A 19,358-nucleotide genomic window follows, 5' to 3' on the forward strand; every position below is an offset into this window, starting at 1 on the left:
GATCCGGTAAGTATTCTGTTCTGTGGTGTCGGTGACGATATGCTCGGGCGCGGCGCTATCAGGCGAACTGGCGCAGGAATCGCGCGTCGCCTTCGAAGAACAGGCGCAGGTCGTTGATGCCGTAGCGGAGCATGGTCAGGCGTTCGAGGCCGGAACCAAAGGCGAAGCCGATATAGCGCTCCGGGTCCAGGCCCATATTGCGCAGCACATTGGGATGCACCTGGCCCGAGCCGGAAATCTCCAGCCACTTGCCGTTGCCGAAGGCCATGTCGATTTCCGCCGACGGCTCCGTGAACGGGAAATATGAGGGGCGGAACCGCACCTGTATGTCGTCTCGCTCGAAGAACTTGCGCAGGAAGTCGGTGTAGACGCCCTTCAGGTCGGCAAAGCTCACGTCCTCGCCGATCCACAGGCCCTCGACCTGGTTGAACATCGGCGAATGCGTGGCGTCGCTGTCCACGCGGTAGGTGCGGCCCGGGCAGATCACCTTGATCGGCGGCATCTCGCGGCCCTTGTACTTTTCCACATGCATGCGCGCATAGCGCACCTGCATCGGGCTGGTGTGGGTACGCAGCAGCAGCAACTTGTCGTCGCTATCGCGGCCGTCCACGTAGAAGGTATCCTGCATCGAACGGGCCGGATGGTTGTCCGGGTTGTTCAACGCGGTGAAGTTCATCCAGTCCGTTTCGATCTCGGGACCATCGGCCACGTCAAAGCCCACCGAGCCGAAGATCTGCTCGACCCGCTCCCAGGTACGCATCACCGGATGCAGGCTGCCGCGGGCGACCGCCCGGCCCGGCAGCGTCACATCGATGGCTTCGGCGGCCAGCCGCGCGTTCATCAGCGCATCGGCCAGCGCCTGGCGGCGTGCCTGCAGCGCGGCCTCGACCTGCTGCTTGGCCTGGTTGATGCGCGCGCCTTCGCTCTTGCGCGTTTCCGGGTCGAGCTTGCCGAGGCTCTTGAGCAGCTCGGTGAGCGCGCCGGTCTTGCCGAGAAAGCGGGCTTTTTCGTTTTCCAGCGTGGCGTTGTCGTTGGCGGCGGCGAAGGCGGCCTGGGCGTCGGCGACGATTTGATCCGGATCCAGAGACATGGCGGCGGTCGGCGATAGATTTGGCGTCCGGGTCACGCTGGGCCCGGGCGTGGGTTGGCACTAGGTGCGATGTGGGTGCAGAGCCCGCGCTGTGCCGGGGGGGGGGGCGGCGCGGGCTTCGTTTCGGATGCCGTCTACGATGCGAAACGGCATTCGAAATGAAAACGGGGCTCGGTGAGGAGCCCCGTTTCTGCAGGTCCGGCCAGATCGCCATCGCAGCAATGAGCGCTGCTCAGGCAAATTCGGCGGAAATGCTGTCGACCTTGTGGTCGGTGCTTGCGCCCGGGACAGCACGCCAGAAACTAGCGCGCCACCCCGGAGCCGGCATCAGGCAACGGTGGCTTTCACCTGGTTGACGATGGCGGCAAAGGCAGGCTTGTCGTGAATAGCCATATCCGACAGCACCTTGCGGTCCAGCTCGATCGAGGCCCTCTTCAGACCGTTCATGAACACGCTGTAGGTCATGCCATGCTCACGCGAAGCAGCATTGATACGCGCAATCCAGAGAGCGCGGAACACGCGCTTCTTGTTGCGGCGATCGCGGTATGCGTACTGGCCAGCACGCATGACCGCCTGCTTGGCGATACGGTAGACATTATTGCGGCGGCCGCGGTAACCCTTGGCAGCGACGATGACTTTCTTATGACGGGCCCGTGCAGTGACCCCACGTTTTACTCGAGGCATGAAATGCTCCTTTCGTTTTCGTTAGGGTTATGCGTAAGGCATCATTGCGCGAACGGACTTCAGGTTCGTCTCATGGACGTCCTGGGTGCCGCGCAACTGGCGCTTGTTCTTGGTGGTCTTCTTGGTCAAGATGTGACGCTTGAAGGCCTGGCCACGCTTGAACGAACCATTCGGACGCGCAGTAAAGCGCTTGGAAGCGCTTTTCTTGGTCTTCATCTTCGGCATGAATAACTCCAGCTTCTATGACATGCATGCAGGTGGCCAGCTGGCGCCGGCACTTGCAAAACCCGCATCCACTTATTGTTGCGCGAAGCCGCGTACGGCCCCCGCGCTGCTTTCGCGCAACGCCGCGCCCGGAGGCATCTCCCCCGGACCGCAGCGCCGCGCAAAATCTTACTTCTTCTTCTTGGGAGACAGCACCATCACCATCTGGCGCCCTTCCATCTTCGGCATCTGCTCGACCTGGCCGACTTCCTCCAGATCCGCCTTCAGGCGTTCGAGCACACGCGCGCCGATTTCCTGGTGCGCCATCTCACGGCCGCGGAAGCGCAGCGTGATCTTGGTCTTGTCGCCGTCTTCAAGGAAACGCTTCAAGTTGCGCAGCTTGACGTTGTAGTCGCCATCATCCGTACCCGGCCGGAATTTGACTTCCTTGACCTGGATGATCTTCTGCTTCAGCTTGGCGTCGTGCGCGCGCTTGGCTTCCTCGTACTTGAACTTGCCGTAATCCATGATACGGGCAACCGGCGGCACCGCTGTCGGAGCGATTTCCACCAGGTCCAAGTCCTTATCCTCAGCCAGGCGGAGCGCGTCCATGAACTTGACGATGCCGAGCTGCTCATTATCAACCCCGACCAGGCGCAATTCGGGTGCGCTGATTTCGCGATTGATGCGATGACCTTTGTCTGTAGCGATGTTGCGTTACCTCAAGAAGACAAAAAACAAGCCGTGCTCATCCCATCAGGCTTTGCTGGCAACGTCCTGTTGCAGACGCTCCACAAACGCGGATACGGACATGACACCCAGATCCACGTTGCCACGGGCACGCACGGCCACTTGACTGGCATCCCGCTCCTTGTCGCCCACTACCAGCAGGTAGGGAATCTTCTGAAGGGAATGCTCGCGGATTTTATACGTAATTTTCTCGTTACGCAAATCCGCCTTAGCCCTAAATCCTTGTTTTTGCAGCAGTTGCACGACGTTTTCGGCATATTCCGCCTGCGAGTCGGCAATATTCAGCACCACGACCTGCTCCGGCGCCAGCCAGGCAGGCAGCGCGCCGGCATGGTTTTCCAGCAGGATACCCAGGAAGCGCTCGAAAGAGCCCAGGATAGCCCGGTGCAGCATCACCGGACGCTTGCGCGAATTGTCCTCGGAGACGTATTCGGCATCCAGGCGCTCCGGCAGCACCAGGTCCAGCTGCAGCGTGCCGCACTGCCAGGAACGGCCGATGGCGTCCTTGATATGGTATTCCACCTTCGGGCCGTAGAAGGCACCCTCGCCCGGCAGCTCTTCCCACTCCACGCCGCAGGCGCGCAGCGCCAACCGCAGGCCTTCCTCGGCATGATCCCAGATCTCGTCCGAACCAGCGCGCTGCTCGGGGCGCAGGGACAGCTTGACCGCAATGTCCTTGAAGCCGAAATCGTCGTACACGGAGAACGCCAGCTCGTTGAAGGCCTTGGCCTCGGCAACGATCTGCTCTTCCGTGCAGAAAATATGCGCATCATCCTGCACGAAACCGCGCACGCGCATCAACCCATGCAGCGCGCCCGAGGGCTCGTTGCGATGGCAGGCGCCGAACTCGGCCAGGCGCAGCGGCAGGTCACGGTACGAACGCAGGCCATGGTTGAAGATCTGCACATGGCCGGGGCAGTTCATCGGCTTGATCGCGTAGTCGCGCTTTTCCGACTCCGTGACGAACATGTTCTCCTTGTAGTTCTGCCAGTGCCCTGACTTCTCCCACAGCGAGCGATCCATCACTTGCGGCGTGCGCACCTCTTCATAGCCAGCCTGCGTCAGGCGGCCGCGCATGTACTGCTCCACCGCCTGCCACACCTGCCAGCCCTTGGGATGCCAGAACACCATGCCAGGCGCTTCTTCCTGCAGGTGGAACAGATCAAGCAGCTTGCCCAGCTTGCGGTGGTCGCGCTTCTCGGCTTCCTCCAGCATGTGCAGGTAGGCTTCCTGGTCTTCCTTCTTGGCCCAGGCCGTGCCGTAGATGCGCTGGAGCATCTCGTTCTTGGCATCGCCGCGCCAGTAGGCACCCGCCACCTTCATCAGCTTGAAGACCTTGAGCTTGCCCGTGGACGGCACGTGCGGACCGCGGCAGAGGTCGACGAACTTGCCCTCGCGGTAGAGACCGATTTCCTGGTCCTGCGGAATCGAGGCAATGATCTCGGCCTTGTACTTCTCGCCCATCGATTCGAACAGCTTCACGGCCTCGTCGCGGCTCCAGACTTCGCGCGCCACCTTCTCGTCCTTCTTGGCGAGTTCGGCCATCTTCTTCTCGATGGCAGCCAGATCCTCAGGCGTGAAAGGACGCTTGTAGGCGAAGTCGTAGTAGAAGCCGTTCTCGATCACCGGACCGATCGTCACCTGCGCCTCGGGGTACAGTTCCTTGACGGCGTAGGCCAGCAAGTGCGCCGTCGAATGGCGGATCACGTCGACGCCATCGGCGTCCTTGTCCGTGACGATGGCCAGGCCGGCGTCGCGGTCGATCAGGTAGCTGGTGTCGACCATCTGGCCATCCACCTTGCCGGCCAGGGCGGCCTTGGCCAGGCCCGAGCCAATGCTCTGCGCCACTTCGGCAACCGTCACCGGGCCGGGAAACTCGCGTCGGGAACCATCCGGCAGCGTGATTGCGATCATCTCAAACCTCTTTCAGAATTCCACCCACCGGGCTGGCCGCGCCGGCAAGCGGATGAAACAGCATCTTTTGGCACCAGGCAACCATGCGCGCATGGGCCGGGCAGCGGGGAATTCGCTCGGACCGACTCGCCGGCGACCGAGAAGCATATCAGGCAGCTGAAAAGCGACAGACGAAAAAAAACGCAGCCAAGGCTGCGTTTCTTTTCGATTTAACCCGGATTCGATCCGGACGAAGGCGCACCTCGACTACTGTCGCTAATCAGCGGTAGTAGTTCGCGGTGTCATGACCATGGCGCTCTTCCGTCCTTGCTATCGGGTTGAACCGGACTGCTGCGGTACTGCTTGCGGGTACTGCCTGTTACTTCCTACTGCTATGCGTTGGTAGGCTCGATTGGACTCGAACCAACGACCCCCACCATGTCAAGGTGGTGCTCTAACCAGCTGAGCTACGAGCCTATTGTCTTGCTGCTTTACTGCGCTTTACCGCATGCCGCGCCATATTGCGATACTACCGATGCAACACGGCGCGACATTTACTACCGTTCGTTGGTAGGCTCGATTGGACTCGAACCAACGACCCCCACCATGTCAAGGTGGTGCTCTAACCAGCTGAGCTACGAGCCTAGCGAGAACGAAAGTATAGCATCACTTTCTTTTGGCCTGCAAGACCCCCACCACATCTTCTATCAAACCCAGCGCGCGCTGCAGTTGCGTGGCCTCCGAAACCTCGGCGGTGAACTGCATGCGGGCCACGCCTTTGCTCGACAGCGTCTTCACGCCGGTGACATTGATCTTCTCGCGCGACAGCACTTCCGAGATATCGCGCAGCAGCCCCTGCCTGTCGATGGCCTCCACATGGATGTCCACCGGATACACCGCGTCGCTCTTCTTGCCCCACTCGGTCTGGATCACGCGCTCCGGCGCGCGCGCGGCGAGCTGGCCGAAGGTGTGGCAGGTGCGGCGATGGATCGAGACGCCGCGCCCGCGCGTGACAAAGCCCACGATCTCGTCCGGCGGCGCCGGCTTGCAGCACTTCGACATCTGCGTCATCAGCGAATCCACGCCGACCACCAGCACGCCGCTCTTGGCGCCGCGCGCCACACTGGTGGCACGGCTCTTCTTGGTGACGGCCTCTTCCTCGCTCTGCACCACCGCGGCCTCGCCCTCGGGATGCCGCAGGGCCTGCTCCACATGCCGCAGGCTGAATTCATCCTTGGCGACCGCGGCGAACAGATCGTCCGGCGCCTTGAAGCCAAGGCGCGTGGCCAGGTCTTCCAGGTTGACCGCGGTCTTGCCCTCGCGCTGCAGGGTCTTGTCGATCAGCGCGCGCCCTTGCGAGATGGTCTCCTGCGAATCGAGCGCATTGAACCAGGCGCGCACTTTGGCGCGCGCTCGCGGGCTGGCCAGGTAGCCCAGCTCCACATTGAGCCAGTCGCGCGAAGGACCACCCTGCTTGACCGCGATGATGTCCACCGTCTGGCCGTTCTTGAGCGCCGTGTTCAGCGGCACCATGGTGCCGTCCACGCGCGCCCCCCGGCAGCGATGGCCGAGATCCGTATGCAGGTAGTAGGCAAAGTCCACCGGCGTGGCGCCTTGCGGCAAGGCCACCACGCGCGCCTGCGGCGTCAGCACATAGATATGGTCGTCGATGGCGGCATGCTTGAGCTGCTCCCAGGGCGACTCGTCGTGCGCGACCAGATGATCCGCATCGTCTTTCCAGGCCAGCAGCTGGCGCAGCCAGGCGATCTTCTCGTCATAGCGCTCGCTGGCGGAGAACTGGCCGCTGTAGCCCTTGCTGCCGGCCTCCTTGTAGCGCCAGTGCGCCGCCACGCCGTACTCGGCGAAGTGATGCATCTCCTGGGTGCGGATCTGCACCTCGAAGGCGCGCCCATCGTCACCGATCACCACCGTATGCAGCGACTTGTAGCCGTTGGCCTTGGGCCGCGAGATATAGTCGTCGAACTCGCGCGGGATCGGCTGCCAGATATGGTGGACGATGCCGAGCACCGTGTAGCAATCCTTGATGTCGTCCACGATCACGCGGAAGGCCCGCACATCGTAGAGATCGGCAAAGTCGAGTTCCTTGCCGCGCATCTTCTTCCAGATGCTGTAGATATGCTTGGGACGGCCAGTCACGTCGGCGCGGATGCCGGCCGACTCCAGCTCGGACTGCAAGCGCGCGATGGCGCTGGCGATATAGCCTTCGCGCTCGATACGCTTCTCGTCGAGCAGGCGCGCGATGCGCTTGTAGGTATCGGGTTGCTCGAAGCGAAAGGCGAGATCCTCCAGCTCCCACTTCACCTGCCAGATACCGAGGCGATTGGCCAGCGGCGCGTAGATCTCCAGCGTTTCGCGCGCCACGCCCGGCAGCGGCTGCGCCTTGACCTGCGCCAGCCAGCGCAGCGTCTGCAGGCGCGAGGCCAGCCGCACCAGCACCACGCGGATGTCCTGCGCGAAGGCGAGCAGCATCTTGCGCAGCGCTTCCACCTGCTCCTGCCGCGCGGCGATTTCGTCCTTGGTGGTTTCAGGCGCATCGCTATGGCCCACGGCGATGGCGCCGATGCGCAGCAGCTGCCGCACCCCCTTGACCAGCTTCGCGACTTCCTCGCCAAAGCGCGGCTCGATCTCCTCCTCGCAGCCCGGCACGAAGGCCGCCATCGCAAACAGGCAGGTCGCGGCGCGCGCGGCATCGTCGACGCGCAGGCCGTCCAGAATGCGCAGCATGCCCTCGGCATGCGACAGCACGGTTTCGCCCGTGGGCAGCAGCGCTTCGCTGCCGCGCTCGCGCACATAGGCCAGGGCATCCTCCACCAGACCGGCATCGGGCGTGCCGGCAGTCTGCCCCGTCAGGTCAGTCGACGTCACCATCTCGCTGCACCACCCTCACTTGAGCGCAGCGGTCACCACCACTTCGATCAGGTATTGGGGGTTGGCCAGGCGCGCCTCGACCGTGGCGCGCGGGGGCGTATTGCCCTGCACCACCCATTCGTCCCAGACTTCGTTCATGATGCCGATCTGGTCGACATCCGTCAGGAATATCTGGCACGAAAGAATCCGGCTCTTGTCGCTGCCGGCTTCGTTCAGCAGGCGTTCGATATGGCCCAGCACCTCGCGGGTCTGGCCCCGCAGATCCGCGCCCGGATCGACCTCGGGCACCTGGCCGGCAAGGTAGACCACGCCGTTGTAGATGGCATATTCGGACAGGCGCTTGCCCACGTGGGCGCGCTTCAGTTCATTGGTACTCATGGCAGGACTTCGATCATCAGGTAAAAAACATCGGATACGGGGCCGCGGCCGGCTTCGGAGCCTCAGGCCGCGCCCAGGAAGAACTGCTTGGCGATGGCTACCTGCGCGGGATCGATAAACGTCGGGGCATGCCCCACATCCGGCACCTCCACCGACGTCACGCCGCGCCCGCGCGCCACCATTTCCGCCACCGTCTCGCGCGTCAGCAAATCGGACTGGGCGCCGCGCACCACCAGCGTGGGCGCCTGGATGGCCTCGAACGACTGCCACAGCGCCACCTCGCCGGCGCTCACCTGCTCGGGCGTGGTCTCGCGGAACGGCACCGCCATGGCCGGATCGTAATGCAAGCCCCATTCCAGGCCTTCGGCGCCTTGCACCGGCTTGAGGATGGCGCCGTTGAGCTCGCGCCATTGCTCCGGCGTGTGACGGCCAAAGGATGCGCTGATGGTCTGCAGGTAGGCCAGGCCCTCCTCGAAGGTCTTGAACCGCACCGGCAGGCCCAGGTAGGCGCCGATCCGCTCCACCGCCGAGGCGGCAATGCGCGGCCCCACGTCATTGAGCAGCAGCTTGCGCACCGGCGTCCTGGGCAAGCCCGCCAGCCCCATGCCGATCAGGCCGCCCATCGACGTGCCGAACCAGTCGACCTGCTCGACATTGAGCCGCGCGACCAGGGTGACCATATCCGAGACGTACTGCGGCATCACGTAGCGGCGCGGATCGGCGAGCCAGTCCGAGCGGCCACGCCCCACCACATCGGGACACACCACGCGATACTCCCCGCACAGCGCAGCGGCAACGGTATCGAAGTCGCGGCCGGTTCGGGTCAGGCCATGCACGCACATCAGCACGCGGGGATTGGTGGGGTCGCCCCACTCGTGATACGCCATGCGGTGAAGACCCGCCGGACTGATGCACTGGACGAAGCCGAGGCGCGGACTGGCTGACATCTGAACTCCCTGGCAATACGGTAGCGATACGGTGGCAAATATGGCGCCGCCGGCAAGCAGCGCCCGCAGTGGGCAAAGCTCGATTGTACGCTGCGGCAGTTACAATGCCACAGCATCCGGATTCGCGCCGCCATGCGCATGGCGCAGGCTGCCGGCCGCGATCTTCAGACAGTCCCATTCCAAAGTCCACATCTCCCAGACGGAGGCATCCATGCTCACAGGCAAGACAGCACTGGTCACGGGTTCAACCAGCGGTATCGGTCTCGGCATCGCACAGGCGCTCGCCGCCCAAGGCGCCAACATCATCGTCAACGGCTTCGGCGACGCCGAGGGCGCCAAGCGCGAGATCGCGCAGGCCGGCCCCGGCAGCCGCGTGGGCTACCACGGCGCCGACATGAGCAAGTCTTCGGAGATCGAGGACATGATGCGCTATGCCGAGACCGAGTTCGGCGGCGCCGACATCCTGGTCAACAACGCCGGCATCCAGTACGTGGCCAATATCGAGGACTTCCCGACCGAGCGCTGGGACGCCATCATCGCCATCAACCTGACCTCGGCCTTCCACACTACCCGCCTGGCCCTGCCCGGCATGAAGCGCAAGAACTGGGGCCGCGTCATCAATATCGCCTCCGCCCACGGGCTGGTTGCGTCGGCGCAGAAATCCGCCTATGTGGCCGCCAAGCACGGCATCGTCGGCTTGACCAAGGTGACGGCCCTGGAGACGGCGCAGACCGGCGTGACCGCCAATGCGATCTGCCCGGGCTGGGTGCTGACCCCGCTGGTGCAGAAACAGGTGGAAGCGCGCGCCCAGAAAGAAGGCATCCCGGTGGAACAGGCCAAACATGAGCTGGTGATCGAGAAGCAGCCGTCCGGCCAGTTCGTCACGCCGGAGGAACTCGGCGCCCTGGCGGTCTTCCTGTCCAGCGACGCCGCCCGGCAGGTGCGGGGCGTGGCCTGGAACATGGACGGCGGCTGGGTGGCGCAATGAGCGTAGCCGGCGCCAAGGCGCGCCGGGCCAGCGCCCCATCCCCGCAACCTGTCATTCAAACCGTGCAAAGACGTCGCTTTCTACGCGCCCTGGCCCTGGGCGCCACCGCCGCCGCGAGCCTGCGCGCCGCCACCAGCGTGGCTGCCGCCCCGCTCGCCATCACGGTGTACAAGAGCCCGCAGTGCGGCTGTTGCGAGGGCTGGGTCGAGCACCTGCGCACGAACGGTTTCGCCGTCACCGTACGCAACGTGGACGACACCGGCGTCTATCGCGCGCGCTTCGGCATTCCCGAACGGTTTGGCTCCTGCCATACCGGCCACATCGCCGGCTACGCGATCGAGGGGCATGTGCCGGCCGCCGACGTCAAGCGGCTGGTGGCCGCCAGGCCGAAAGCCGTGGGCCTGGCAGTACCGGCCATGCCGGTAGGCTCGCCAGGCATGGAACAGGGCTCGCGCAAGGACCCCTTCGACGTCCTGCTGATCCGTGCGGACGGTGGCGCGTCGGTCTTCGCCAGCTACAACCGGCGCAGCGCCTGACAGAAAAGCAAAACGCCGGCCCAAACGAAAAGCCCCGCGAACACAAGCTCGCGGGGCTTTTTCAGTTCAGCCGGGGCGCCGCGCCCGCCACGAGGGCGCGCGCGGCGGCGGCATGCATCACAGCAGCGGCGCGCCCGTCTTGCTCTGGATCTCTTCCCGGCTCACGCCCGGCGCCGTTTCCACCAGCTTGAGGCCGGCTTCGGTGACGTCGATCACGCCGAGGTCCGTGATGATGCGGTTGACCACGCCCACGCCGGTCAGCGGCAGCGCGCACGATGCCAGGATCTTGATGTCCTCGCTGCCGTCCTTCTTCTTGGCGGTGTGCTCCATCAGCACCACTACGCGGCCGACGCCGGCCACCAGGTCCATCGCGCCGCCCATGCCCTTGACCATCTTGCCAGGGATCATCCAGTTGGCCAGGTCGCCCTTCTCGCTGACCTGCATCGCGCCCAGGATAGCCAGGTTGATATGGCCGCCGCGAATCATCGCGAAGGAATCCGCCGACGAGAAGATCGACGAGCCCGGCAGCGTGGTCACGGTCTGCTTGCCGGCATTGATCATGTCGGCGTCGACCTCGGCCTCGGTCGGGAACGGGCCGATGCCCAGCAGGCCGTTCTCGGATTGCAGCCAGACTTCCATGCCTTGCGGAACGTGGTTGGCCACCAGCGTCGGCAGGCCGATGCCCAGGTTCACATAGAAGCCGTCCTGCAGCTCGCTTGCGGCGCGCGCCGCCATTTCCTCACGTGTCCATGCCATGATGTTTCTCCTTAGCCTGCGGCACGCACGGTGCGCTGCTCGATGCGTTTCTCGGGATTGGCGTTCAGCACGATGCGCTGCACGAAGATGCCCGGGGTATGGATCTCGTCCGGATCCAGCGTGCCGGTCTCGACCAGCTGCTCGACCTCGACCACGGTGACCTTGCCGGCCATCGCGCACATCGGGTTGAAGTTGCGCGCGGTGCGGCGAAACACCAGGTTGCCCGCGCGGTCCGCCTTGTATGCCTTGACCAGCGCCACGTCGGCGGTCAGCGCACGCTCCATCACGTACTGCTGGCCGTCGAACTCACGGATTTCCTTGCCCTCGGCCACGATGGTGCCCACGCCGGTCTTGGTGAAGAAGGCCGGGATGCCCGAGCCGCCGGCGCGCAGCTTCTCGGCCAGCGTGCCCTGCGGGGTGAATTCCAGTTCGAGTTCGCCGGCCAGGTACTGGCGCTCGAACTCCTTGTTCTCGCCCACGTAGGACGAGATCATCTTCCTGATCTGGCGCGTGGCGAGCAGCAGGCCGAGCCCGAAGCCGTCCACGCCGGCGTTGTTCGAGATGCAGGTGAGCTGACTGGCGCCGCTGTCGCGCAGGGCGCCGATCAGCGCCTCCGGGATGCCGCACAGACCGAAACCGCCAACCGCGATCGTCTGGCCGTCGCGAACGACGCCCGCGAGCGCCTCCGCGGCGCTGGCGTAGACCTTGTTCATGCTTTGCTCCTTCCTCGGTGATTTCCTGTCATTGCGCCCGCCTTCAGGTGCTGCCGGCGAGCCACGCAGGGAAATTGTAACGGTACAATCGGGCGGAGATCGCCCGGTTGCCGAATGTCCGACAGCATACGCAAGCGCCGCATCCCGCGCCAATACGTACAATTACATAAGCAAATGCCCGCCATCGACTACCAGACCGCCTTCCAGCTCGCCCCCGTCGGCCTTGTGCTGTCGCGCGAGCGGATGATCGAGGACTGCAACGACGAACTCTGCCGCATCTTCGGCACCAGCAGGCAGGCCCTGCTCGGCGAGTCGTTCCAGGTACTCTACCCCACCGCCGATGAATTCGAGCGCACCGGCGCCCGTATCGTGCCCATCATGAACGCCAAGGGCACCTACTCGGACGAGCGCATCATGAAGCGCGCCGGCGGCGAACTGTTCTGGTGCCACGTCACCGGACGCGCGCTGGACCGCCGGCAACCCCTGGGCGCCGGCATCTGGACCTTCGAGGATCTTTCGCAGAAACGTCCCGTCACCGCCGAACTGACGGCCCGCGAACGCGATATCGCCGCGCAACTGGTGGACGGCAAGACCAGCAAGCAGATCGGCAAGCTGCTGTCGATCAGCCCGCGCACGGTGGATATCTACCGGGCCCGGCTGATGAAGAAATATGGCGCCAGCACCTCGGTCGACCTGGTGCAGCGCCTGGTCAATCACTGACTGCCGAGCGTTCGCCAGCGGCCCCGGGCCTATTCAATCAGTGCGCGGATCGCTGGCGGCACGGGCACCGATTTCTCGGCCTCATAGTCGCACCACACCACCTTGGCCCCGCCCTCGGCATACACCACGTCGGGCTGGTCCGTGCGGCGGATCTCCATGCGGGTCTCGAAGCTGGTGCGGCCCGGCTCGCCGGCATACATGCGGATCTCGATATCCCCGGGATAGCGCAACTGCCTGATGAACGTCATGTTCGCATTGATGATGACCGGGCCACAGCCGTCGGCATCCTTCCCGCCATGGCCGAGCGACTCGAACCAGGAAATGCGCGCCTGCTCCAGGTAGCGGAAGTAGACCGTGTTGTTGACATGGCCCATGGCGTCCATGTCGCCCCAACGGATGGGCATGAGAAGAGTGAATACGGGTTTCATGCCCGCTAGCCTACCACCGCCGGCACGCGGCTTCCATCGGCGGATACGACGGTTCGGCCTGGCCCCCGGCGGGACGGCGCCTGCCGGTTAATCGCCGGTCAGGCGGACGTGGGCAAGCAATTCGATGCGGGCATCGGGCGGCAGGTAGGCCACCGCGCTCGGGCGCAGGTAGGCAGCATCGGGGAACTCGGATACCGGCGCCTCGCCGATCCCGCCACGCTCAGGCACGCCAACAGCAGTGGCAACGGCAGCAGCCAGCCGGACGCCGGCGGATCGCGGCTGCGGATGCGGTACCGCGTGCGAGGCCTGCTGAACCGGCTTGGCTGACACGCCGTCCCTGGCCCCCGCGCGCCACCTGGCGCCGGCATCCCCGGACCGCGGCGGCCTCTTGCCGCGAGCGTCGTCAGCCGCCACCATCGCGACCGGCGTGGCGCCGGCGCGCTCGGCAAGCGTCGGGACAAGGACGGCCGGGGGGATGGACGGGGCGGCGGCAACGTCCGCATCCGCGGCCGCCACCGGCGCGCTGCGGGCCACCGCTTGCGCGCCCTCCTGCGCGCCTGCCGGGAAAGCGGGTGCGGGTGCGGCTGCTGGCGGCGCCGATACCGATGCCGTAGCCGTAGCCGGTGCCCCGTTGCCAATGACCGAAGCGGTAACCAGCCACACCGCAAGAACGGCCAGCCCCCCGCCGAGTGCGCCGCTCGCCAGCCCCCCCTTGCGCGCCCGGCGCAGCGCGGCCGCGCGTGCGCGCGCCTGCACGGGTGCCGTGGCGGCAAGATGGCTCCTGACGGCTTCGGCGCGCATGGCCTCCAGTGCGTCGCGCGTCTCGAAATTCGTGCCCCACGGCGGCGGCACGTTCTGGCCTACTAAAAACCTCGGGAAATTGGCATGGGACACGACTCACCTCCGAAACGCGATCGCAACGCAAGCTCGCCGGCCTGTCCGGGCAGAGCTGGTCAGCAAATGATCATAGCGAGGCGAGTGGAGCGCAGCCATCAGACAAATCTGATTCTGCGTCCGGAAATTTCAGAAGGGAACGGACGGCCCGGGCAAACCGGGCAGCGCTGCCCGTGCGGGACGCGCAGAGCCTGGGACGAGGCACGGCGGAGAAAGCGCTCGCCGCGCCCCCGGCGAGCCACCAAGGGAGCTGCCGCCGGCACCGGTCGACGCCGGCCGGCCGCTGCATGGACGCCTGGCGAGCGCTTAACGGCGCAGCGGACGATCGTTCGAGTTCGAGGGGACCCCGGGAATGGCCAGCCCGGCATCCGACAGCGAGGATTCCATGCGGCGGATCTGCTCCTGCAACTGCTCCAGACGCAGGCGCGAGGCACGGCTTTCGATTTCGGCGCTCTGGACTTCGATGCGCGACGCCTTCTGTTCCTCGGCGATACGCTGGCGCTGCGCCTGCATCACCCGCACGTCTTCGTTGAGCGCATTGGCGCGCGCCTCGGTCTCTTGCAGGGCCTTGTCGAACGCGCGTTTTTGCGAGGCCAGCACCTGGCGGCGGATATCGTCGCTGGCCCAGGCGGCGCTCTGCTGGGTCACCTGGCGGTAAGCCTGCTCCGCCGCCCCGATCGACTCGAAGCGGAACACCCGCCAGAGATTCTTCTGGTAGAACAACGCCACATAGCACACCACCTGGTCGTCCGCGAGCATCAGCGTGGTGCCGTAGTCGCCGTTGTAGCTGGTGCGCAGCTCGCGCACCGACCTGTCGCGCAGGCGCTGCTGCAGCTCCGACACCAATCCCAGCGAAGCAGCCGAAGCCCGCGGATTGCCGCCGACCGCCGTCAGCGGCGCCAGTGCTGCCGATGGCGGAACCGGCTCTGCCGCGGCGAATGCACCGGCGGCGGAAAGCGACAAGGTCAGGCCGGTCAGGCTGGCAAGCAAGGTGGCGCGGCAGGAATTGTTCAGCATAGCGTTCCGGCTAGGACGGGGGCGACGGGTTCAGGAAATCGAGCGGCGAGAATGTGCTCCGCACACCCCGCCGATCGCGGATTGTAACAAGCTAACCCAACCAAGGTCGGGTTTTGTCATCATTGACGACGATTGCGTTGCCAATCCAGCAACAAACCACCCGACGAGGGGGTACCACCTGCGGGCGGCCCCAAGCCGGCTGCCGCCCTCGCCGCCTAGCGCTTGGCGACCGACGCTTCGGCCTTGCCGACCAGGTCCGCGCCGATCTGCTTCTTCCACTTGTCGTAGACCTTGGCCGTAGCCTTGCGGAAGGCATCGTGCTCGGCCGGCGTCAGCTGGGACACCTTGACGCCGTGGGTTTCCATGTCCTTCCAGGCCGGCGCGCCCGCCTCGACCAGCCCTTTGCGGGCCAGCGCGGTTTCCTGCTTGCCGGCATCGATGGCGGCCTGCCTGACGATCTCGCGGTCAGCCGGGGTCCAGCTTTCCCAGATCTGCTTGTTGACCACGAAAATCAGCGGGTCGGCCACATAGCCCCAGGTAGTGACGAACTTCTGGCCCACCGTGTAGAGCTTGGCGGCGGCAAACACGGATTGCGGATTCTCCTGGCCATCCACCGCGCCGGAAGCCATGGCCGGCTGCGCGTCGGCCCAGCTCATCTGGGTCGGGTTGGCGCCGAGCGCATTGAAGGTCTCGATATACAGCGGCGAGCCCACCACACGCAGCTTCATGCCCTTCAGGTCTTCCGGCTTGCGGATTTCCCGCTTGGAATTGGAGACTTCGCGGAAGCCGTTCTCGCCCCAGGCCAGCGGCATCACGCCAGCCTTGTCCAGGGTGGCGAAGATCGACTTGCCCACTTCACCCTGGGTCAGCGCGTCCAGCGCCTTGTAGTCGGGCATCAGGAACGGCAGCGAGAACAGGTTCAGCTCCTTGACCTGCGGCGACCAGTTGATGGTCGAACCGACCGCCATGTCGATCACGCCCTGGCGGATCGCCGAGAACTCGCGGGTCTGGTCGCCCGCCACCAGCGAGGTGCCGGGGTAGAGCTTGATATTGATGCGGCCACTGGTGCGCTGGCGCACCAGGTCGGCCCAGATCTCTCCACCCTTGCCCCACGGGAAGGCCGGGCCGAGCACCAGCGACATCTTGTATTCGGCTTTGTAGCTTTGCGCCATGGCGCCGGCAGGCGCAAGGGCGGCAGCGGCGATGGTGGCTGCCAGCGACAGCATCAGGGCACGGCGTTTCATCGGACTCTCTCCTCTCGGGATATGTTGTGCGTTTCTTGCTTCTTGTGTGTTGCGTTGCGCGCGATGCGCAGCATGACCCATCGCGCTATCCTGCACTGCGGGCGGCGGCTTTCCCGCTGCCCGCAGTTGTCCGGCAGGGTCAATAACCCAGGTAATCCGGCAGCCAGGTGGCCAGCGGCGGATAGGCCAGCACCATCAGCATGGCGACGAACATGGCCAGCAGCATCCAGATCACCCATGGCACGGTCTCTTCCATGCGCACGCGCGCGATCCGGCACGAGACCATCAGGTTCACGGCCAGCGGCGGCGTGAACTGCCCGAGCGCCACCTTGAGCGTCAGCACCACGCCAAACCACACCGGGTTCCAGTGGAAGGCATTGGCGATCGGCAGCAGCAGCGGCACGAAGATCAGGAAGATGGAGATGCCGTCGAGGAACATCCCCACCGTCATCAGCAAGGCCACGATCAGCGCCAGCACGCCGTACTCGCCCAGCCCCGAATGCGCGATGGCATTGGCCAGCGGGTCGATCACCCCAAGCGTGGACAAGGCATAGGCAAAGATGCCGGCCAGCGCCACCACCAGCAGGATCACCGCGGACGTCTCGGCGGCTTCCTGGAAGATCACGAACAGGTCGCGCATGCCGATGCTGCGGTAAATCACGATGCCGACGAACAGGCCGTAGACTACAGCCACCACGGCCGCTTCCGTGGGCGTGAACCAGCCCGCGCGCATGCCGCCCAGGATCAGGAAAGGCGCGACCAGCCCCCAGGCTGCCTCGCGCAGGCTCTTCCAGAATGGCGGACGCGGCAGGCCGGCCTCGATCGCACCCATATTGTGCTTGCGGGCGAGCCACACGGCCGGCACGATCAGCGCCACGCCAGCCAGGATGCCGGGGATCATGCCGGCGGCGAACAGCGCCGGCACCGAGGCGCCGGGCACCAGCACGCTGTAGATGATGAAGGCGACGGAAGGCGGGATCAGGATGTCGGTAGCGGCGGCGGCGCCGACCACGGCCGCGCTGTACGCGCCCGGATAGCCGGCGCGCGACATCGCCGCGATCATCACGCCGCCCACCGCGGCCGCGTTGGCCGGGCCGGAGCCCGAGATGCCGCCCAGGAACATGGCGACCAGGATGGCCACCAGCGGCAGCATGCCGGGGCCGCGCCCGACGATGGCGATGGCGAAGGTCACCAGCCGCTGCGCCACGCCGGAGCGGTCGAAGATCGAACCGACCAGCACGAACATCGGGATCGCCAGCAGCGGGTACTTGCCCAGGCCGGCATAGAAATTCTGCGGCACGGCCAGCAGGCCGAACATCTGGGTGTCGAGGTTGGACAAGCCGATCGCAACCAGGCCGCCCAGGCCCAGCGACACGCCGATCGGCACGCCCAGCAGCATCAGGCCGATAAAGACCGCGAACAGGATGATGGCGACCAGGGTCATGGCGCGGCCTCCGGAGCCGCCGCGCCGCCCGCCCGTTCGGCATGCAACGCCCTGAGCGCACGCAGGTTGCGCGCCGCCACGCCCAGCGCGCGCAGCACGATGGCGGCCGACAGCAGCGGCAGCCAGACCGAGTACCACCAGCTCGGCACCCCGATGCCGGGCGAGGTCTCGCCAAAGGTGTATTCATCCCACGCGATGCGCGCGCCCAGCACCGCCAGCGCGACGAACATCGCCGCCACGGCCAGCGCCGACAACACCGCCAGGCGCCGCTGCCGGGCCGCGCTGCCGCGCTCGAAGAAGAATTCGATACGGATATTGCGGTCGCGCGCCACCGCGGCGCTGCCGGCCACCAGCGCCAGCACGATCATCAGGAAAACGGAGAATTCCTCGGTCCAGGCAAAGGACTCATCGGTGAAATACCGGACCACCACGTTGGCGAAGGTGATGCACACCAGCAGCGCCATGACGATCACGCCGACCCAGTCCTCGAGCCGCGGCGAAACCCTGAAACCGCTTTCCTGGCCGCCTTCCCGGTCATTTCCCAATGACTGGCTGGCGCCAGTCTCGTCCGGCATGGCCGTGATTTGTTGCGGGTCGGCGTCGCGCCGTCCCTCCCGATCTGCTTGCATCTCCCCGGCCTCCGGTCCGGTCCGCGCGGCGCTTGCGGCCGTTCGCGGATATTCTTTGAATTATGTAAAGACTTAATCTCAAGACATGGGGATTATGCCAAGACTGCGGCTCACGCGGGAATTTTTGCTCGCTTCCACGCCGCGCAGTACACGGGCGCACGCCCTACCGCGGCCCGTGCCGCCAGGCTGCCCGGCAAGCCGCCGCGCACGTCACGCCCAAGGGGACCGGATAAGCCCAGGGCCAACGCACAACGCGCCCTGCCCGCGCTTATGGCGCGCGGCGGGGCGGACTTGCCTGCATGCGGGCGCAGCGGCCCGCAGCCGCCTACACCATGCCGTCGTCGGCGGTGATGATGGCGCCGTTGATGAATTGCGACTGGTCGGACGCCAGCAGCAGCAGCAGGCCATCCAGGTCCTCGGGCTTGCCCACGCGCTTGCGCGGCAGCATCTGGATCAGCTTCTGGCCGGCGTCGGTGTTCCAGTGATGGTGGTTGATATCGGTATCGATATAGCCGGGGCAGATGGCATTGACATTGATGCCATGGCGCGCCCATTCCAGCGCCATGGCCTTGGTCATGTGCACCACCGAGGCCTTGCTCATGCAGTACACGCCGATCTGCGACAGCACCTTGAGCCCGGCCACCGAGGCGATATTGACGATGCGGGACTGCGGCAGCGGATTGCCGTTCTTCTCGGCCCCCTTGGCGCGTGCGATCATGCGCTTGGCCACTTCCTGCGCCACGAAGAATGCGCCCCGCGTATTGGTGTCGAAGACGAAATCGAAATCGTCGGGCGTCACGTCCGTCAGGCGCTGGGTGGTGGACACGCCCGAGTTATTGACCAGGATATCGATCGCCCCGGCCTCGGTCTCGGCATGCGCCACGGCAGCGCGGATGCTGTCGGGATCGGTCACGTCGAGCCGCACCACATGGGCGCTGCCCCCTTCGGCCTCGATCGCCGCACGCAGCTCCTTGAGCCGTTCGGTGCGCCGCGACGCCAGTATCACTTTGGCGCCGGCGGACGCCAGCACGTGGGCAAAACGCGTGCCCAGACCACTCGACGCGCCTGTCACCAGCGCAACCTTGCCTTCCAGATTGATCGACAATCCCATATTGACCTCTATGTTCGGGAACCCCCGGCGGCGCCTGCCATGG

The 19,358-nt window shown here is 65.3% G+C and carries 20 protein-coding genes and 2 tRNA genes; 3 read left to right on the top strand and 19 right to left on the bottom strand.

Features of this window, described 5'->3' with window-relative positions:
• Positions 1–58: 58 nt before the first annotated feature.
• From pheS to AC3FOF_RS36585, 10 genes are all read right to left on the bottom strand, one after another.
• Positions 59–1,090, bottom strand: coding sequence for a phenylalanine--tRNA ligase subunit alpha (gene pheS / locus AC3FOF_RS36540; protein WP_017226573.1), 1,032 nt, complete (start codon positions 1,088–1,090; stop codon positions 59–61).
• Between the two features lie 327 nt (positions 1,091–1,417).
• The gene (rplT, locus tag AC3FOF_RS36545; RefSeq protein WP_035811198.1) at positions 1,418–1,774 is read right to left on the bottom strand and encodes a 50S ribosomal protein L20; all 357 of its coding nucleotides are present in this window, start codon (positions 1,772–1,774) and stop codon (positions 1,418–1,420) included.
• Positions 1,775–1,801: 27 nt separating this feature from the next.
• Positions 1,802–1,999, bottom strand: coding sequence for a 50S ribosomal protein L35 (gene rpmI / locus AC3FOF_RS36550; protein WP_006575466.1), 198 nt, complete (start codon positions 1,997–1,999; stop codon positions 1,802–1,804).
• Positions 2,000–2,167: 168 nt separating this feature from the next.
• Positions 2,168–2,689, bottom strand: coding sequence for a translation initiation factor IF-3 (infC, locus tag AC3FOF_RS36555; RefSeq protein ID WP_081488948.1), 522 nt, complete (start codon positions 2,687–2,689; stop codon positions 2,168–2,170).
• A gap of 45 nt (positions 2,690–2,734) precedes the next feature.
• The gene (gene thrS, locus AC3FOF_RS36560; RefSeq protein ID WP_276269125.1) at positions 2,735–4,642 is read right to left on the bottom strand and encodes a threonine--tRNA ligase; all 1,908 of its coding nucleotides are present in this window, start codon (positions 4,640–4,642) and stop codon (positions 2,735–2,737) included.
• 379 nt (positions 4,643–5,021) lie between these two features.
• Positions 5,022–5,098 (bottom strand) — tRNA-Val (locus tag AC3FOF_RS36565).
• A gap of 91 nt (positions 5,099–5,189) precedes the next feature.
• Positions 5,190–5,266 (bottom strand) — tRNA-Val (locus AC3FOF_RS36570).
• Between the two features lie 21 nt (positions 5,267–5,287).
• Positions 5,288–7,510: a RelA/SpoT family protein gene (locus AC3FOF_RS36575; RefSeq protein WP_017226576.1), complete on the bottom strand. Its 2,223-nt coding sequence runs from the start codon at positions 7,508–7,510 to the stop codon at positions 5,288–5,290.
• 15 nt (positions 7,511–7,525) lie between these two features.
• The gene (locus AC3FOF_RS36580) at positions 7,526–7,888 is read right to left on the bottom strand and encodes a RidA family protein (protein WP_017226577.1); all 363 of its coding nucleotides are present in this window, start codon (positions 7,886–7,888) and stop codon (positions 7,526–7,528) included.
• A gap of 62 nt (positions 7,889–7,950) precedes the next feature.
• Positions 7,951–8,835: an alpha/beta fold hydrolase gene (locus AC3FOF_RS36585; RefSeq protein ID WP_035811209.1), complete on the bottom strand. Its 885-nt coding sequence runs from the start codon at positions 8,833–8,835 to the stop codon at positions 7,951–7,953.
• 211 nt (positions 8,836–9,046) lie between these two features.
• On the opposite strand from AC3FOF_RS36585, the gene AC3FOF_RS36590 reads away from it, so the two are divergent.
• Together AC3FOF_RS36590 and AC3FOF_RS36595 are read left to right on the top strand one after the other, a co-directional pair.
• On the top strand, positions 9,047–9,823 hold the full coding sequence (locus tag AC3FOF_RS36590) for a 3-hydroxybutyrate dehydrogenase (protein WP_488729382.1): 777 nt from the start codon (positions 9,047–9,049) through the stop codon (positions 9,821–9,823).
• Between the two features lie 62 nt (positions 9,824–9,885).
• Positions 9,886–10,359, top strand: a complete 474-nt coding sequence (locus tag AC3FOF_RS36595) for a DUF411 domain-containing protein (RefSeq protein WP_035811223.1) — start codon at positions 9,886–9,888, stop codon at positions 10,357–10,359.
• Positions 10,360–10,476: 117 nt separating this feature from the next.
• Here AC3FOF_RS36595 and AC3FOF_RS36600 read toward each other — a convergent pair whose 3' ends face one another.
• Entirely contained in the window at positions 10,477–11,115 is a 639-nt protein-coding gene (locus AC3FOF_RS36600) for a CoA transferase subunit B (RefSeq protein WP_035811212.1), read from the bottom strand.
• A gap of 11 nt (positions 11,116–11,126) precedes the next feature.
• Positions 11,127–11,828, bottom strand: a complete 702-nt coding sequence (locus AC3FOF_RS36605; RefSeq protein WP_017226582.1) for a CoA transferase subunit A — start codon at positions 11,826–11,828, stop codon at positions 11,127–11,129.
• 174 nt (positions 11,829–12,002) lie between these two features.
• Here AC3FOF_RS36605 and AC3FOF_RS36610 point away from each other — a divergent pair, with 174 nt between their 5' ends.
• Complete coding sequence (locus AC3FOF_RS36610) at positions 12,003–12,548, top strand: PAS and helix-turn-helix domain-containing protein (protein ID WP_035811227.1); 546 nt, start codon at positions 12,003–12,005, stop codon at positions 12,546–12,548.
• A 29-nt stretch (positions 12,549–12,577) separates the two neighbouring features.
• On the opposite strand, the gene AC3FOF_RS36615 is transcribed toward AC3FOF_RS36610, so the two are convergent.
• The 7 genes from AC3FOF_RS36615 to AC3FOF_RS36645 all read right to left on the bottom strand — a co-directional run bounded on the left by AC3FOF_RS36615 (position 12,578) and on the right by AC3FOF_RS36645 (position 19,315).
• Positions 12,578–12,976, bottom strand: a complete 399-nt coding sequence (locus tag AC3FOF_RS36615; protein WP_276269128.1) for an acyl-CoA thioesterase — start codon at positions 12,974–12,976, stop codon at positions 12,578–12,580.
• Positions 12,977–13,063: 87 nt separating this feature from the next.
• On the bottom strand, positions 13,064–13,870 hold the full coding sequence (locus tag AC3FOF_RS36620; RefSeq protein ID WP_488729383.1) for a hypothetical protein: 807 nt from the start codon (positions 13,868–13,870) through the stop codon (positions 13,064–13,066).
• A gap of 306 nt (positions 13,871–14,176) precedes the next feature.
• Positions 14,177–14,887, bottom strand: coding sequence for a DUF2968 domain-containing protein (locus AC3FOF_RS36625; protein ID WP_017225001.1), 711 nt, complete (start codon positions 14,885–14,887; stop codon positions 14,177–14,179).
• A gap of 215 nt (positions 14,888–15,102) precedes the next feature.
• Complete coding sequence (locus AC3FOF_RS36630; protein WP_276266954.1) at positions 15,103–16,131, bottom strand: DctP family TRAP transporter solute-binding subunit; 1,029 nt, start codon at positions 16,129–16,131, stop codon at positions 15,103–15,105.
• Positions 16,132–16,270: 139 nt separating this feature from the next.
• Positions 16,271–17,575, bottom strand: coding sequence for a TRAP transporter large permease (locus tag AC3FOF_RS36635; protein ID WP_276266955.1), 1,305 nt, complete (start codon positions 17,573–17,575; stop codon positions 16,271–16,273).
• A complete protein-coding gene (locus AC3FOF_RS36640; protein ID WP_430869626.1) occupies positions 17,572–18,150 on the bottom strand; it encodes a TRAP transporter small permease in 579 nt (192 codons plus the stop codon). The genes AC3FOF_RS36635 and AC3FOF_RS36640 overlap by 4 nt, the downstream gene beginning before the upstream one ends.
• A 379-nt stretch (positions 18,151–18,529) precedes the next feature.
• Positions 18,530–19,315 carry an SDR family oxidoreductase gene (locus AC3FOF_RS36645; protein ID WP_017228855.1) on the bottom strand — a complete coding sequence of 262 codons (786 nt, stop codon included), beginning with the start codon at positions 19,313–19,315 and terminating at the stop codon, positions 18,530–18,532.
• Positions 19,316–19,358 lie beyond the last annotated feature (43 nt).

The sequence above is a fragment of the Cupriavidus sp. 96C5-1 genome (assembly GCF_057798855.1).